The sequence below is a fragment of the Ferrovibrio sp. genome (assembly GCF_964218355.1).
Classification (GTDB): Bacteria; Pseudomonadota; Alphaproteobacteria; order Ferrovibrionales; family Ferrovibrionaceae; genus Ferrovibrio.
In genome coordinates, this window is record NZ_CAXPMC010000024.1 from 16,828 (window position 1) to 33,311 (window position 16,484).

At 68.7% G+C, this 16,484-nt stretch carries 13 protein-coding genes; 7 read left to right on the plus strand and 6 right to left on the minus strand.

The features are described 5' to 3' along the window. Positions 1 to 25: 25 nt before the first annotated feature. The 3 genes from ACEQZY_RS17345 to ACEQZY_RS17355 form a co-directional block, all read right to left on the minus strand. Positions 26 to 925, minus strand: a complete 900-nt coding sequence (locus ACEQZY_RS17345; RefSeq protein WP_370156105.1) for a peptidylprolyl isomerase — start codon at positions 923 to 925, stop codon at positions 26 to 28. Between the two features lie 90 nt (positions 926 to 1,015). Further along, positions 1,016 to 3,496: a patatin-like protein gene (locus tag ACEQZY_RS17350; protein WP_370156108.1), complete on the minus strand. Its 2,481-nt coding sequence runs from the start codon at positions 3,494 to 3,496 to the stop codon at positions 1,016 to 1,018. 72 nt (positions 3,497 to 3,568) lie between these two features. Further along, the gene (locus ACEQZY_RS17355) at positions 3,569 to 4,489 is read right to left on the minus strand and encodes an alpha/beta hydrolase (protein ID WP_370156111.1); all 921 of its coding nucleotides are present in this window, start codon (positions 4,487 to 4,489) and stop codon (positions 3,569 to 3,571) included. 92 nt (positions 4,490 to 4,581) lie between these two features. Here ACEQZY_RS17355 and ribA point away from each other — a divergent pair, with 92 nt between their 5' ends. From ribA to ACEQZY_RS17390, 7 genes are all read left to right on the plus strand, one after another. Then, positions 4,582 to 5,739, plus strand: a complete 1,158-nt coding sequence (gene ribA / locus ACEQZY_RS17360) for a GTP cyclohydrolase II (RefSeq protein ID WP_370156114.1) — start codon at positions 4,582 to 4,584, stop codon at positions 5,737 to 5,739. 130 nt (positions 5,740 to 5,869) lie between these two features. Beyond that, positions 5,870 to 7,009: a hypothetical protein gene (locus tag ACEQZY_RS17365; protein WP_370156116.1), complete on the plus strand. Its 1,140-nt coding sequence runs from the start codon at positions 5,870 to 5,872 to the stop codon at positions 7,007 to 7,009. A gap of 46 nt (positions 7,010 to 7,055) precedes the next feature. Next, positions 7,056 to 7,568, plus strand: coding sequence for a L,D-transpeptidase (locus ACEQZY_RS17370; RefSeq protein WP_370156118.1), 513 nt, complete (start codon positions 7,056 to 7,058; stop codon positions 7,566 to 7,568). 157 nt (positions 7,569 to 7,725) lie between these two features. Next, positions 7,726 to 9,627 (plus strand): propionyl-CoA synthetase, encoded by a 1,902-nt coding sequence (locus ACEQZY_RS17375; RefSeq protein ID WP_370156120.1) that lies wholly within the window; start codon positions 7,726 to 7,728, stop codon positions 9,625 to 9,627. 3 nt (positions 9,628 to 9,630) lie between these two features. Further along, positions 9,631 to 11,037 (plus strand): AmpG family muropeptide MFS transporter, encoded by a 1,407-nt coding sequence (locus ACEQZY_RS17380; RefSeq protein ID WP_341703414.1) that lies wholly within the window; start codon positions 9,631 to 9,633, stop codon positions 11,035 to 11,037. A 166-nt stretch (positions 11,038 to 11,203) separates the two neighbouring features. Then, a complete protein-coding gene (locus ACEQZY_RS17385) occupies positions 11,204 to 12,064 on the plus strand; it encodes a GNAT family N-acetyltransferase (protein ID WP_370156122.1) in 861 nt (286 codons plus the stop codon). 112 nt (positions 12,065 to 12,176) lie between these two features. Further along, complete coding sequence (locus ACEQZY_RS17390) at positions 12,177 to 13,712, plus strand: long-chain fatty acid--CoA ligase (RefSeq protein WP_341703416.1); 1,536 nt, start codon at positions 12,177 to 12,179, stop codon at positions 13,710 to 13,712. A 15-nt stretch (positions 13,713 to 13,727) separates the two neighbouring features. On the opposite strand, the gene ACEQZY_RS17395 is transcribed toward ACEQZY_RS17390, so the two are convergent. The 3 genes from ACEQZY_RS17395 to ACEQZY_RS17405 form a co-directional block, all read right to left on the minus strand. Then, positions 13,728 to 14,324 (minus strand): HD domain-containing protein, encoded by a 597-nt coding sequence (locus ACEQZY_RS17395; RefSeq protein WP_341703417.1) that lies wholly within the window; start codon positions 14,322 to 14,324, stop codon positions 13,728 to 13,730. Positions 14,325 to 14,433: 109 nt separating this feature from the next. Continuing rightward, entirely contained in the window at positions 14,434 to 15,471 is a 1,038-nt protein-coding gene (locus ACEQZY_RS17400; RefSeq protein ID WP_370156126.1) for an NAD(P)/FAD-dependent oxidoreductase, read from the minus strand. A 99-nt stretch (positions 15,472 to 15,570) separates the two neighbouring features. Next, a complete protein-coding gene (locus tag ACEQZY_RS17405) occupies positions 15,571 to 16,329 on the minus strand; it encodes a Crp/Fnr family transcriptional regulator (protein WP_370156128.1) in 759 nt (252 codons plus the stop codon). Between the last annotated feature and the right edge of the window lie 155 nt (positions 16,330 to 16,484).

The following is a 16,484-nucleotide window of genomic DNA, read 5'->3' on the forward strand; positions in this document are numbered from 1 at the left end:
ACAATGACTCCCGGATCGACTGTGGTTATTTCTTCTTCGGCTCGACCGGCGCCAGGGTCGGCAGCTGCCTGCCGCCGCCCGCCGCGGGCCAGTCATAGGTCTCGATCTTGGCATCCTTGCGCAGATCGGCAACCGTCTTCTCGACCACTTCCTGGGTCATGATCTCGTAAATCTGCTCGCGGGCATCGGCGAAGGACGGCGGCTCGGCCTTGCGGCGGGCCTCGACCTTGATGACATGCCAGCCGAACTGCGATTTCACCGGCTTGTCGCTGACCTGGCCGGCCTGCAGCTTGAAGGCGGCCTCGGCGAATTCCGGCACCATCTTGTCCTTGGTGAAGAAGCCGAGATCGCCACCGGTGGCCGCAGTCGGCCCGGTCGAGCGCTTGCGCGACACTTCGGCGAAATCGGCACCCTTCTTCACTTCATCGAGGGCGGCCTGGGCATCGGCCTCGGAGGCGCTGAGGATGTGGCGGGCATGCACCTCCTCCTGCGGCGGCTGGTCCTTCAGCATCTTCTCGTAGCGCGCCTTCATGGTGGCCTCGGTGATCTCGGTATTCACCCGCTTTTCGAGATAGGCGTTCTGCAGCACCTGCTCGCGGGCCGATTGCAGCCGGGCCTTCACGGCCGGATCGGCATCCAGCTTGGTCTTCTCGGCGGCCATGCCGATCAGCTTGCGGGCGGCCAGCTCGTTGATCAGGCCGGGCAGGATCTGTTCCAGCGGAATCTGGTTCATCGGCGCCGGCAGCTGGCTGTAGAAGCCCAGCACGGCCGAACGGGTGATCGGCTGGCCGTTGACGCGGGCGACCACGGGATCGTCGCCTTCGGCCTTGGCGGCGGGCTTGGCGGTCTGCGCCTGCAGCGGCAGGGCCGGGGCGAGCACGGCAAGGCTCGTGGCGATCAGGGCGGCGCGGAAAAGATGGGTCACGGGGGGCTCGCAAAAGGGGTGTCCGGGGCCGCCGAGCATACGCTTTTTCAGGCCTGGAACAAGCCGCGGTCCGGCGCCGGCGGCGCTGCTTCAGGCGGGTTTGACGGTCCCGGCCGCCAGCATGTCGAGTTCGGCATAGAGCTCGTCGATCAGCTTGCGGCTGACTGCCAGACTGGTGGCTTCGCGGTCAAGGATCAGGCGGAAAATCCGCAGCTTCAATGCCTGCCGGTCGATCATCTGTGCGGCGGCCTGGCCGAGACCGGCATCGCAGGCGATGTCGATCAGGCGGTCGGCGGCATGCAGGCGGCCCCAGAGATAGTCGTTCTCGCGATGGGCACGGCTGAAAAACCCGCCGAACCGGCCGAGATTGACGCCCTTCAGCGTATTGCCCTTGCGGATCGCCACGGCGTCTTCCGGGCTGATGCGGTCGATGCGGATTTCGTTGAACTCGCCGAGGTCGCGCCAGTTGGTGATGGTGAAGGTGAGCACGTCCCAGAACGGAAAGCCGATATAGGCGACCAGCAGGTCGCGGCGGGCGGCCGGGCTCCAGTCCTCGGGCTGCAGACCGGCCAGCACCGCATCGAGCTCGCCGGTGGCGCGGTTCAGGTCGATGTCATGGGCCAGCGCATCCACGGCCGCGTCGATGCCGGCAAGGTTCTCCATGGCGAAACCGGCCGCGTCGCGGGCCAGCGTATCGGCATCGGCGGCCGGCATGCGGCGGAAGAACAGGTGGGTGATCTGCGCCACGGTGTCGACGCCGACGCTGGCGGTGCTGTCGAACTGGCGCAACTCTTCCTGCGCGTCGTAGAGCGTGCGCTTCAGCCGGTCGAGCTGGTCCGCCTGCAGGCCGCGATGGCCGGGATCGCCGAGCCGGCCGTAGAGCTGGTTCAGGCGCTGCACCAGAAACCGCAGCCGGCGCTGGCGGAAGGCGACATCGAATCGCAGCAGGAAACGGGTCCAGCCGGGCAGCTGGTCCGGCGGCGTGCCGGCCGGCGCCCGTTCGAAATGTGCGGTGTTGAAGCAGACCTGCCGTTCCTCGGCCCAGCGCTGCAGCACCATGGCAACCCAGCGCCGCTCGGTCGACTGTTCGCCGTAGCGGCAGGAGGCGCAGACCAGCCTGGACACGAAATCGAGGACGGCGCCGAGCTTCAGGCGGACATAGCCCTCATAGGCGAAGCCGGCATCCTGCACGGCCCGCTCGCTGGCCTGCAGGCGCCAGCTGCGGATGTCTTCCAGCCCCAGGGGTTCATCGATGTTGCGCGGGGCGCTGTCCAGCACCAGCTTCGTCACCTGCGGCTGGGTGGCGTCGATCACGCCGCGCAGATGGCGCACCCGCTCGTTGAAGCGGTTCACCCAGATCAGTTCGTCGGCCACCGGCTCGTTGCGCGGGATGTCGCTGAGCGCGCCCTTGAGGGTGCGGAAGAAGCCGGGCACCCGGCCGCTGGGCGGCGGCGCCGGCCGCATCGGCACCGGGTCGATATAGACCAGCCGGCGGTCGACCTGGCGGGCGGCGGGCCGGCCGCGGATCGCCTTCATCGCGGCGGCGAAGGGCTTGTTGGCCAGCACGCCGCCATCGACGAAGGAGGTCAGTTCGGGATCGAGTTCGGCGCGGACATAGCTGGCGAAATTCTTCTGCAGGAAGGCGCGTTTCAGGGTCCAGCGCCGGCCCTGCTCCTCCAGCAGCTTGTCCATGTCGCCGATCTGCGCCGGTGGGAAGGCGCCGGGAAAGGCCGAGGTGGCGCGGCCGGCGAAGGCCAGCGCCGGGGCATCGGCGCGGGTGAAGTCCGACTGTTCGCCGCCATTCGGCCAGCGGCGGTAGCCGAAGCGGAGCGTGTGGCGGTGCTCGCGGTCGCGGATCGCCGGCGGATCGTGGATCGGGATATGCTGCAGATAGCCGTAGAAGTCGGTCAGGGTGACGAACATTTCCAGCGACAGGCCGGCCGGCACCAGCGAGGCGCCCGGCTGCTCCGGATCGCCCATCGCCTCCAGCCCGGCCATCAGCTGGCGCATCAGGTGCTGGCCGTCGAAGGGCGGCTGGAACCAGCGCGAGCGGGTGAACATCGAGATCTTCTGGCGCACCTCCTCGTCGGCCAGCAGGCGGCCGAGCCTGGAGCGTGCCATCAGCCACAGCAGCGGCCGCATGTAGAGTTTGCTCCAGCGGCTGGCCCGTTTTTCCGGGTCCAGCAGGCGCGAGACATCGGATTCGCGCAGCCACAGGTCGCGGAAATGGTCGATGCGCAGGTCATGGGCCAGCGCGCGGCCGAGGATGATGCCGTTGATGCCGCCGGCCGAGGCCCCGGAAATCACGTCGACGACGACGCGCAGGTCGACATGCCTGCCCAGTTCCTGCAGCAGCTCGAAATAGACATGCTCGCTGTCGTATTCGGGGTCGCCGGCCCGCACATGGTCGGCGAAACGCGCGGTCCCGCGGCCGTTATCCTTCGGCAGGCTGTGAAAGACCTTCGAGGCCCGGGCCAGCTTGAGGACTTCCTTGGTCACGCCATGCATGTAGATGGCGAGCGAGACGCCGCCGAAGCAGACCAGGGCGAGGCGCAGTTCCTTTTCCTGCACGCGTTTCCTCCGGTGGCAGGGCCGAGTCGGAGTCTGCCCGTTCGGCCGGAATTCCTCAAGCGGGTGCGGAATTTACTTCGCCGGCAGGGCCAGAAGGGCAGCGACGGTTTCGTCAAGGCAGGCATCGCCCTCGGGCATCAGGCCGGCAAAATTCGGCCAGGCATGGGGCAGGCCGTGCCACAGGTGCAGGGCCACCCGCACGCCGGCGGCGGCGGCGCGGTCGGCCAGCCGGACGGCATCGTCGCGCAGCAGCTCGCTGTCGCTGGCATGGACCAGCAGCGGCGGCAGGCCGGCAAGATCACCGTAGAGCGGCGAGACCAGCGGATGGTCGGTTGCCGTCGCACCGGCATAGAGCCCGGCGGCGAAACCGACCTGCGCCGGCATGAACCAGGCGCAGCGGCCGGCATTCTCGGTGATCGCCGCGCCGGTGCAGGCGAGATCCGTCCATGGCGAGAACAGGGCGCAGGCAGCCGGCAGCGGCAGGGCCTGCTGCCGTGCCGCCAGCATCAGGGCGAGGGCGAGGCCGCCGCCGGCGGAATCTCCCGCGAGCCAGATGCGGTCGGCGCGATAGCCCTGCGCCAGCAGCCAGCGCCAGGTCGCCAGTGCGTCGTCGAGGGCCGCCGGGAAGGGATGCTCCGGGGCCAGCCGGTAATCGAGGGCAAAGACGGCAATGCCGAGCCGTTTCGCCAGCCGCGCGGTGATCGCGCGATGGGTGCGCGGGGCGCCGCTGATATAGCCGCCGCCATGCAGATAGAGCAGCGCCCGGCCGCGGCGCGGCTGCGATGGCCGCAGCCACTCGCCGCGCACCGGCGCCTTGACGCGCTCGGCCTTCACCCCGGCCGGCAGGCGGGCGCGGGTGAAGGCATGCATCAGCGCGCGGATCAGCGGGATGTCGCGGCGGGAGAATTTGCGCGGTTTCACCATGCGCCGCAGGCCGCGCGCGATCAGCCGGGCCTGCGGACTGGGCGTGAGGCGGGGCGGATGGCGGCTCATGGGCCGCGAGCCTAGCCGGGCGTGGCAGCCGTCACAATGGGGCCGCAATGGCGCGCCGGATGGCCCGCCCGGCTGCCGTGGGGGCAGGGCCCATGGCTTGCCGCAGCGCCGTCGTCGTCGTACATCCATGGGCCATGGCACAGAGCCCCCATCTTGCGGCCGCGGTCGCCGTCGACCGCGCCGGCCACGAGCTGCGCCGCGGCCGCCCGGTGCTGCTGACCCTGGGCAGCGGCGCGGCGCAGCAGCGCGCGCTGGTGCTGGCTGCCGAAACCCTGACCGAGGCGGCCCTGGCCGCCCTGCCGGCGGGCGCCGCCGCACTGGCGCTGACCGCGGCGCGGGCCTCGGTGCTGCATGTGGGGCCGACCGGGCATGACACCATCCTGCTGCCGCTGGCCGAACTGCCGGCGCCGGCCGCCGGTCATGCGGCGCTGATCCGCGATCTTGCCGATGCCGGCCGCGATCTTGCCGCGCCGCTGCGCGGCCCGTTCAGCCGCATCAAGGCGCCGCCGCCGGAAACCGCGCGGCTGGCGGTGAAGCTGGCGAAGACCGCCTTCCTGCTGCCGGCCGCATTGCATGTGCCGCTGGAGGCCGCCGCGCCGGTCGATGCCGGTATCCTGGCGGTGACGGGCGAGGCGGTCGCCGCCTATGACCTGGCCGCCGCCGAGACGCTGGTGCCGGTCAGCCAGGCGCGGCTGCCGGTGGCCGATGCCGAGCATGCGCGCCTCTATGCCTTCCGCCCCGGCGACGGCCGCCAGGAGCATTTCGCGCTGGTGATCGGCGAGCCGGATCCGCAGCAGCCGGTGCTGGTGCGGCTGCATTCGGAATGCTTCACCGGCGACCTGCTGGGCAGCCTGCGCTGCGATTGCGGCGAGCAGCTGCGCGGCGCCGTGCGCACCATCAGCGAGGCCGGCGGCGGCGTGCTGCTGTATCTGGCGCAGGAGGGGCGCGGCATCGGCCTGGTCAACAAGCTGCGCGCCTACCAGCTGCAGGACCAGGGCTTCGATACCATCGAGGCGAACCAGCGGCTCGGCTTCGATGCCGACGAACGCTGGTTCCTGCCGGCGGCGAAAATGCTGCAGCGGCTGGGCTTCCTGCAGGTGCGGCTGCTGACCAACAATCCGGAAAAGGTGAAGGGCCTGGCCGCCTGCGGCATCACCGTGGCCGAACGGGTGCCGCACAAGTTTCCGCCGAACGCCCATAACGAGGCCTATCTGGCGGCGAAACGGAAGAAATCCGGCCATTACCTCTAGGGCCGGAAAGCCCGGCAGAATTTGCCGGCCGGCATTCCGGATATGCCTGTAACCTGTTGATTTTCCACATGGCGACGCTGGCCCGTGGCTTGCAGCAGGCTGCCGGAAAGGAATCCGGGGCAGCACAGCCGTGTATTACGAAGGCAACGATCTCGTTCTCGACAATCCGCGCTACCAGCCGGGCGCGGCCGCCAGCCGTGCGGCGGCCGAGGCGGCGGCGGCACCGGCGCGCAACGGCCTGTTCGGGCCGGACGGCTTCAAGTTCTCGGACTTCCTCGACATCATCAATCCGCTGCAGCATATCCCGATCGTCTCCACCATCTACCGGGCGGTGACCGGCGACCATATCGAACCGGGTGCCCGCATTGCCGGCGACACCCTGTTCGGCGGCCCGCTGGGCCTGGTCACCGCCGTTGCCAGCGCGATGATCGAGGAGAAGACCGGCAAGGATCTGGGCGAGCAGGCGCTGGCCATGGTCGGCATCGATCTCGGCCCCGGCAATACCGCGCCGGCGGCAACCCGGCTGGCGGCGGCCCCTGCACCGGAAGCAGCGGCGGCATTGGCGCCGGCAGTGACCGCGCCGCAGGCCCGCGCGGTATCGGCAGCCGCCGAAGCGGCTCCCGCCGCAGCTACAGCCGCCGCCCCGGTTACTGCTCCGGCCACCGCTCCGGCCACCGCTCCCGCCGCCGGCGAGGCCGAGGACCGGCGCCGCCAGATGGCGCGCGAGATGGCCGAACAGCGCGCGGCGTCCGAACTGGCGGTGCGGCAGATGATGGCCGAACAGCTCGGCCAGCAGCAGGCCGACAAACAGGTCCAGCAGGACATGGCGATGGCCACCAATGCCGCCACGCCGCTGAAGAACGATCCGGCCGCCCTGATGGCGGCGCTGGCCCAGGGGCCGCAGCCGGGTGCCCGCTCGATAGCCGGCGGCACCGGCAATCCGCAGACCGGCAATCAGCAGACCGGCAATCCGCAGGCAATGGTGGCGCCGGCGGCGCCCTATACGGCCAATGGCCGCACCTGGTTCCCGGCCTTCCCGCAGGGCGCACCGGTGGCACAGCGTGCCGTCGGCACCCAGCCCGTCACCCAGCAGAACGTGACCAGCAAGTTCGGTGCCGCGCGGCCGACCCTTGCCGGCAGCATGCCGGCCGCGGCCGGCGCCGCGCCGGACGGCAGCACGGCGGCGGGAGACTGGGCCGATCGTGCCGCCGCCGCTTACCAGAAATATTTCGACATGCAGCAGCAGACCGACCGCCTGCGCGGGCAATAGCCGCGCGGCCCTTGCCTGAGCGGCCGGATTCGCGCTTCATCCAGCCATGAGCACCCTTCTTGTCACGGCCGATGGCCGGCTGCGTTTCGGCGGTCTCGATTTCCGCTGCGCGCTGGGGCGCGGCGGCTGCCGGCCGGAAGCCGACAAGCGCGAGGGCGACGGCGCCACGCCGCTCGGTCTCTACCCGCTGCGCCAGGTCCTGTACCGGCCCGACCGTTTCGCCGCGCCGCCGCAGACCCGCCTGCCGCTGGCGCCGCTGACCCCGGCCGACGGCTGGTGCGACGACCCGGCCGAGGCCGCCTACAACCGGCCGGTAACGCTGCCCCATGCCGGCAGCCATGAAAGGCTGTGGCGCGACGACGGGCTCTACGATGTGATCCTGGTGCCGGGCCATAACGACGATCCCCCGATCCCGGGGCTGGGCAGCGCGATCTTCGTGCATGTGGCAAAGCCGGATTACGCACCCACCGAAGGCTGCGTGGCGCTGGCGCTGGCCGACCTGCTGGTGCTGCTGCAGGCGGTATCGCCGCGCAGCCTGCTGGAAATCCGCGCCGCCTGACCACGGGCGCCGGCCTGCCCGCCATGGCGCCGGGCCGGTTTGATGCCGGTCAATGCGCCCAAAGTGGCAGGGGCTTTCACTGCCGAAAGCCTTAAAGGGCACCCGGCCGGTCTGCTATAGATCGGTGCAAAGACGGAAAGAATGACGGGAGGACGGGATGGCAAGCCGCTATCAGCAGGTCTATGACGCCGCGAAGGCCGATCCGGAGGGCTTCTGGGCCGCCGCCGCGGAAGACCTGCACTGGACGAAACGCTGGGACCGGGTTCTGGATGCCTCGAACCCGCCTTTCTACCGCTGGTTCCCCGGCGCCGAGACCAACACCTGCTACAACGCGCTCGACCGCCATGTCGCGGCCGGACATGGCGACCGCACGGCGCTGATCTACGATTCTCCCGTCACCGGCACGGTGCGCAGCTTCACCACCCGCGCGCTGCGCGACCGCGTGGCGAAACTGGCCGGCGCCCTGCAGGCGCATGGCGTGAAGAAAGGCGACCGCGTCATCATCTACATGGCGATGACGCCGGAAGCCGCGATGGCGATGCTGGCCTGCGCCCGCATCGGCGCCATCCATTCGGTGGTGTTCGGCGGCTTCGCCCCGCGCGAGCTGGCCACCCGCATCGACGATGCGAAACCGGTGATGATCATCGCCTCGTCCTGCGGCCTCGAACCGGGTCGCGTGGTCGAATACAAGCCGCTGCTGGACCAGGCGATCGAGATCGCCGCGCACAAGCCGGCCCATTGCCTGGTGTTCCAGCGGCCGATGTACCAGGCGCCCATGCAGCCCGGCCGCGATCTCGATTTCGATGCCGAAACGGAGAAGGCCGCGCCAGCCGATTGCGTGCCGGTGGCGGCAACCGATCCGCTGTACATCCTCTACACCTCGGGCACGACCGGCGTGCCGAAAGGCGTGGTGCGCCATAATGGCGGCCACATGGTGGCGCTGAACTGGTCGATGAAGAATGTCTATGGCGTCGAACCCGGCGAGGTGTTCTGGGCGGCCTCAGATGTTGGCTGGGTGGTGGGGCATTCCTATATCGTCTACGCGCCGCTGATCTACGGCTGCACCACCGTGCTCTACGAGGGCAAGCCGGTCGGCACGCCCGATGCCGGCGCCTACTGGCGGGTGATCCAGCAGCACAAGGTCGCTGCGCTGTTCACTGCGCCGACCGCCTTCCGCGCCATCAAGAAGGAAGACCCGAAGGCCGCATTGCTGAAGCAGTACGACCTGACGCATTTCCGCACCCTGTTCCTGGCCGGCGAGCGCGCCGATCCGGATACCGTGCACTGGGCCGAGGACAATCTGAAAAAACCGGTGATCGATCACTGGTGGCAGACCGAGACCGGCTGGCCGATCGTGTCCAACTGCATGGGCATCGAGCATCTGCCGGTCAAGCACGGCTCGCCGACCCGCGTGGTGCCGGGCTACGACGTGCAGGTGATCGACGACGAGGGCCAGCCGGTGAAGGCCGGCGATATCGGCAATATCGTGATCCGGCTGCCGCTGCCGCCGGGCTGCCTGCCGACCCTGTGGAACAATGACGACGGTTTCCGCAAAAGCTACCTGTCGCGGTTTCCCGGCTATTACAACACCGGCGATGCCGGCTTCATCGACGAGGACGGCTATCTCTTCATCATGAGCCGCACCGACGACATCATCAATGTCGCCGGTCACCGCCTGTCCACCGGCGGCATGGAGGAGGTGCTGGCCGCGCATCCCGACGTGGCAGAATGCGCCGTCGTCGGCGTGGCCGACCAGCTCAAGGGCCAGGTGCCGCTCGGCTTCGTGGTGCTGAAGGCGGGGGTTACCCGGCCGGAGGAACAGATCACCCGCGAGCTGGTGCAGCTGGTGCGCGAGAAGATCGGTCCGGTGGCGGCCTTCAAGCAGGCGGTGGTGGTGAAACGGTTGCCGAAAACCCGCTCGGGCAAGATACTGCGCGGCACGATGCAGAAGATTGCCGATGCGCAGGATTACCGCATGCCCGCCACCATCGACGACCCCGCCATCCTTGGCGAGATCTCGGAGGCGCTGCAGCCGCTCGGCTATGCCCGGCAGCCCTGATCCGTGACGGCAGAGCGGGATTCCGCGCCGGAACCGGGTTCGCGCCTGCGCGGCTGGCTGGCGGCGCTGGCGGTCTACCGCGACCGCCGGGTCATCGCCATTGCCATCCTCGGCTTTGCCTCCGGTCTGCCGCTGGCCCTGACCGGCCAGACCCTGCAGGCGTGGCTGACCGAGTCGGATATCCCGCTGGGCGAGATCGGCCTGTTCGCCCTGGTCGGCGTGCCCTACACCCTGAAATACCTGTGGGCGCCGCTGGTCGACCGCCTGCCGCTGCCGGTGCTGACGCGGCTGCTCGGGCGGCGGCGCGGCTGGCTGGTCTTTGCACAGGTCCTGCTGATGGCGGCCATCGTCGCGCTCTCGGCCAGCAACCCGCGCGACGCCCTGCTGGCAACGGCGCTCTGCGCCATCGCCGTCGCTTTCGCCTCGGCCACCCAGGATATCGTGATCGACGCCTGGCGTGTCGAGATCCTCGAGGAACGCCAGCTTGCCGCCGGCGCCGCCGCCATCGTGTTCGGCTATCGCGTCGGCATGCTGGTCTCGTCGGCGGGCGCATTGTATCTCGCCACCCTGTTTGCCTGGCCGCTGGTCTATGCCGCCATGGCCGGCATCCTCGTGGTCGGCAGCATCACCGTCCTGCTGGCCGGCGAGCCGGAAGCGCGGCCGCGCGGGGATGCCGAGCGCCGGCTGGCCGAGGCGCAGGACTGGCTGGCGGCCCGGCCGCATCTGTCGGGCGGCGCCGCACGACTGCTTGCCTGGCTCTATGCCAGCGTCGCCGGGCCCTTCCTGCAGTTCATGTCACGCAGGGGCTGGATCGGCATCCTGCTCTTCGTGCTGCTGTTCAAGCTGGGCGACAGCCTCGCCGGCGTGCTCGCCACCAGCTTCTACCTGCAGACCGGCTTCACCAAGGCCGAGATTGCCGAGGTCAGCAAGCTCTACGGCTTCGTTGCCACCATGGCCGGGCTGTTCATCGGCGGCTGGCTGATGCAGGCGGTCGGGCTGTATCGCGCGCTGTGGGTCTGCGGCATCCTGCAGATGGGCTCGAACCTGATGTTCGCCGTGCTGGCGCTGCATGGCCATGACATCTGGCTGCTGGCGCTGACCGTCGGCTTTGAGAATCTGGCCGGCGGCATGGGCACGGCGGCGCTGGTCGCCTATCTCTCGGCGCTGTGCGACATCGCCTACACGGCCACGCAGTATGCACTGCTGTCCTCGCTGACCGCGGTGGCGCGGACGGTGCTGTCTTCCTATGCGGGCTATCTGGCAGCCGGGCTCGGCTGGCCGCTCTTCTTCGTTGCCACCACCGTGGCGGCATTGCCGGGGCTTGCGCTGCTGGCCTGGCTGACGCGGCGCGGCGCACCGACCCGCATCGTCGAGCGCCGCAGCGACGGACCGCTGCTGGCCGAGGACTGAGCCGCGGCGACGCGGTGATGTCTGCTCTGTTTCATCCGACCCCCAATATCTAGCTGCGACATTTGCGAATCGGCCCCAGATATTTTATTAGGGACGCGTTTTCGCAGATGTGTCATATATTTGACATGTTCGAGTCACAGTGTATGGCCATAGTCGGAGCATGAACATGCAGCTGCCACTCTCCGTGCCACAGGCCGTACAGGCGTCCCGTCAACCGCGGAGCGGCTGGCAGTGCGTTTCCGCCGATGGCCGCTTCGAGGTCCGCCTCACCCGCAGCCCCGAGGACATCGCCGCCGCCCAGCGGCTGCGCTTCCGCGTCTTCTACGAGGAGATGGCGGCCGAGCCCTCGGCCGAGATGGCACGGCTGGGCCTCGACTTCGACGATTTCGACAGCCAGTGCGACCATCTGATGGTGTTCGACCGCAATCGCCCGGCCGGCGAGCAGGTGGTCGGCACCTACCGGCTGCTGCGCCGCGAGGTGGCCGAGCAGCATGGCGGCTTCTATTCCTCCGCCGAATACGACCTGCAGCCGATGCTGGACTATGTCGGCCCGATGGGCGGGCTGCTGGAACTGGGCCGCTCCTGCGTGCACCGGGATTACCGCACCAATGCCACCATCCAGCTGCTGTGGCGCGGCATCTCGACCTATATCTCGGATCACGGCATCAGCTTCATGTTCGGCTGCGCGTCGTTTTCCGGCACCGATCCGCAGGCCCATGCGCTGGCGCTCAGCTACCTGCATGCCCATCACCTGCCGCCGCCGGAATGGCGCGTGCGGGCCGTGCCTGGCCGCTACGAGCCGATGAACCTGCTGCCGCCGGACCAGATCAGCCCGCGCGCCGCGCTGCATGCCCTGCCGCCGCTGGTGAAGGCCTATCTGCGGCTTGGCGCCTATATCGGCGATGGCGCCGTGGTCGACCGCCAGTTCGGCACCACTGATGTCTTCATCCTGCTGCCGGTCGAACGCATCGCGCCGAAATACCACAACCGCTTCAATTCCGACGAGGGGCTGGTCCACCACGCCTGAGGCACCGGTGGCCTGACGTCTTCAGCGGCGCCCTCCGGGCGCCGCTTTCGTTTGTGGCGCCGCTTGCGTAACATCCGGTCCCAAGAAATGCGAGGAAACGGCGGGACCGGACATGAATCTGGCGAATCTGCTGCATCGTGCGGCGAAGGTGTGGGGCGAGCGGCCGGCGCTGTCGGTCGGCCGTGCGGTGCGGCTGACCTATGCCGAAATGGGCAGCCGGGTGCCGCGGCTGGCGGGCGGCCTGATGGCGGCGGGCGGCCTGCAGCGCGGCGACCGCGTCGCCCTGCTGCTGAAGAACGGCCCGGAATACTGGGAACTGATGTTCGCCCTGTGGCATGCCGGGCTGGCCGCGGTGCCGGTCAATGCCAAGCTGCATGCCCGCGAGGTGGCCTGGATCACCGAGAATGCCGGCGCGAAGCTGGTGATCGCCTCGGCTTCGCTGGCTGCTGATCTCGCGCCGCTGCTGGCGGAACAGAAAGATGCGCCGCGGCTGGTCGAAGCCGAGAGCGCCGATTTCGCCCGGCTGTACGATGCCGCGCCGCTGCCGCTGGCCGACGATATCGACGCCGATGCGCTGGCCTGGCTGTTCTATACATCCGGCACCACCGGCCGGCCCAAGGGGGCCATGCTGACCCATCGCAATCTCTGGGTCGCCACCATGAACTACTTCGCCGATGTCGACCGTGTCGGGCCGCAGGACTGCATCATCCACTGCGCGCCGATCAGCCATGGCTCCGGTCTCTATGGCCTGCCCCATGTGGCGCGCGGCGCCAACCAGGTGATCCCGGACTCGGGCGGTTTCGATCCGGCCGAGACGCTGGAGCTGATCGCGCACTGGCCGGGCTGCAGCTTCTTTTTCGCACCCACCATGGTGCACCGGCTGGTACATGCACCGCAGATTGCCACGGCAGACACCTCGAACCTGAAGACCATCGTCTATGGCGGCGGTCCGATGTATGTGGCCGATCTGCAGCATGCCCTGCACGTGCTGGGGCCAAAGCTGGCGCAGATCTATGGCCAGGGCGAGGCGCCGATGACCATCACCGGCATGGACAAGCAGATGCATGTCGATGACGGTCATCCGCGTTATCTGGCGCGGCTCGGCTCGGCCGGGGTGGCGCGCACCGATGTCGAAGTGCGCGTGGTGGATGCCGACGACAATCCGCTGCCGGCGGGCGAGATCGGCGAGATCGTCTGCCGCGGTCCGATCGTGATGGCCGGTTACTGGCGCAATCCGGAAGCGACGGCTCAGGCCCTGCGCGGCGGCTGGCTGCATACCGGCGATGTCGGCAGCTTCGACGAGGATGGCTGGCTGACCCTGAAGGACCGCAGCAAGGACATGATCATCTCGGGCGGCAGCAACATCTATCCGCGCGAGATCGAGGAGGTGCTGCTGCAGCATCCGGATGTGGCCGAGGTCTCGGTGGTGGGGCGGCCGCATGCCGACTGGGGCGAGGAGGTGATCGCCTTCGTGGTCGGCCGCGCCGGCGTCGGCCTGAATGCAGCGGCGCTGGACGCGCTGTGCCTCGATCATATCGCCCGCTTCAAGCGGCCCAAGCAGTACCGCTTCGTCGATGCGCTGCCGAAAAACAATTACGGCAAGGTGCTGAAGACCGAACTGCGTGCGCTGCTGCAGGCCGAGGGCTGAAGCTTCGGCGGCTTGTCAGGCCTGCTCCATGGCCTTGAGGTAGATCGAGCGCTTCGGCTGCGCCATCAGGCGGCGCAGCATCGGCTCGAAGGCATCCAGCGGCATGGCCTCGGCGTCGGGATCGAAGGCGCACTGGTCGAACTTCTCGCAGAACTCGGCCGTGTGGGCGAAATGCGGATGCCCGCGGAACTGCTCGCGCAGATCGCGGTCGAGCCCGACGAAATGGAAAAAGTAATAGCCCTGGAAGATGCCGTGGTGTTCCAGCATCCAGTGGTTCTTTTCAGACACGAAGGGCTTGAGGATGGCGGCGCCGATATCGGCGTGGTTCATCGAACCGAGAGTATCGCCGATGTCATGCAGCAGGGCGCAGAGCACGTATTCCTCGTCCATGCCAGCCCGGTGTGCAAACGTCGCGGTCTGCAGCGAATGGGTCAGCCGGTCGACCTGGTAGCCACCGAAATCGCCGTCCAGCAGCCGCAGGTGGGCGATGACGCGGTCGGGCAGGGTGGCATTGAAGGCTTTCGCCGAGGTGGCGATGATCGCCCAGTCTTCGCGGGTGCCATCGGTCATCGCGCGGAACTGCGCGCGCGGTTCGGCGGTGTCGTGCGTCATGCTTTCCTCCCGGCTTTTCTGTCCTGCTCTGTCGCCGCCATCATAGGACAGGATGCGGCGGGCGTCTGTCGCTTTCGCCATGCAGCCGTGCGGGTTTCCGCAGCGTCAGTCAGATGCCGGGTGCACCCCTGGTGGTCGAGTATTCGAAATGCAGGGCCTGGCCGTCGCGCAGCAGCGGGAAGATGGCATGGGCCGCCGCCGCCGCCTCGGCGAAGCCGGTGAGGATCAGTTTCAGCTTGCCGGGATAGGCGGCGACATCGCCGATGGCAAAGATGCCGGGCGCTGTGGTCTGGCAGGTGGCGGGCGACACGGGCAGGTGATGGCGTTCCAGCTCGATGCCCCAGCCGGCAATCGGCCCCAGATCGCTTTTCAGTCCGAAGAAAGCCAGCAGTGCGTCGGCGGGCAGGCAGCGGCCGGCGCCGTCCAGCGACGTGACCTGCACGGCCTGCAACGCCGCGCCGTCGCCCTCCAGGGCCGCCAGCTGGAACGGCACCACGATTTCGATGCCATTGCCATTGAGCGCGCGCAGCTTCGCGACATTGTCGGGCGCGGCACGGAACTGGTCGCGGCGATGCACGAAAAAGATCTGCCGGGCGATGCCGTGCAGGGCCAGGGCCCAGTCCACCGCACTGTCGCCGCCGCCGGCAATCACGACGGACCTGTCGCGATAGGCCTCGGCGCGGCGGACCAGATACTGCACGCCGCCGCCTTCCGGCTGTCCCTCATAGGCGTCGATGCCGGCAAGCGGCGGCCGGTTCGGCCCGAAGGCACCGGCACCGGCGGCGATGATCACGGCGCCGGCCTCGATCACGGTGCCTTTCGAGGTGGTCAGGCGGAAACGGCGGCCGTCTTTTGCCGCAGCCGGCTCCAGCCGCTCCAGCGTCTCGACCCGCTGGCCCAGATGGTAGACCGGCCGCAGCGGTGCCGCCTGTTCCTCCAGCCGTGCCACCAGGTCGCCGCCGGAAATCCGCGGATAGCCCGGGATGTCGTAGATCGGCTTTTCCGGATACAGCGCGCTGCACTGGCCGCCGATGGCGTCCAGCGTGTCGATCACATGGGCGCGGAAACCCAGCATGCCGCATTCGAACACGGCGAACAGCCCGACGGGGCCGGCGCCTATGATGGCTACATCGGTGGAATGGATCATCGGCTTGCGGAATCGGTTCGGCTCTGGCGGGGCAGAGCTGTTTTAGCCGGTCCGGGCGGCGGGCGCCACCCGGGACATCCTGCCGGCGATCGCCGCCGCCTAGTCGCAGCCGGCCAGCTCCGCCAGCCTGTCGAGGTCGTTCAGGGTCACGCGGTCGGCGCCATCCAGCCGGATCACGCCGAGCTGGCGCAGCCGGCTGAAGCCGCGGCTGACCGTTTCCAGGGTCAGGCCGAGATGGTCGGCGATCTCGCCGCGGGTCATCGCCAGGGTCAGCGGCGAGGCGGCGGCCCCGCGCGCCACGCTGCGGCGGGCTGCCTGCAGCAGGAACGAGGCCACGCGCTCCACCGCCGTCTTGCGGCCGAGCATCAGCTGCTGCTCGCGGGCGGCGGCGATGCGCCGGCTGGCGAAATTCAGCACCCGGCGGCCCAATGCCGGGGTTTCTTCCATCAGGCCGGCAAAGGCACGGCGCGGAAACCGGCAGGCATGCACCTCGGTCAGGGTCTCGGCGGTCAGGCTGTGACTGGCCGTGTCGCTGTCGAGGCCGAGGCCGATGAAGTCGCCGGGGCCCAGGAATTCGGTGATCTGGCGACGACCATCGGGCAGCGACATCGACAGGCTGACCTGTCCGGAGGTGACGGTATAGACGTAATCCGCGGCATCGCCTTCCTGGAACAGCAGGCGGTGCGGTTCCAGCACGGCGGTCTGGTTGATCGCCTTCAGCCGGCCCTGGGTTTCACCATCAAGACCGGCGCAGAGGCTGAGCTGCCTGACGGTGCAGGTCGTGCAGGGATCGCTGACGGCGCCGCGCACCGGCGCGGGCGCAGGGCGGCTGGCGGTCTCGAAGGCAATGACGGTCATGGCAGGCACTCCGGTCCGTGAGCGGAACGGAGGCAAGCCTAGCGCAATGCCGGCGATGGCGGCGCAGCATGGTCGTCGCAGCGACAACCTGCCGCAGTTTTCCGTGGGATATCGGGTCGACAGGATATCGACCCGATATCGTCATGGCCTGGCGG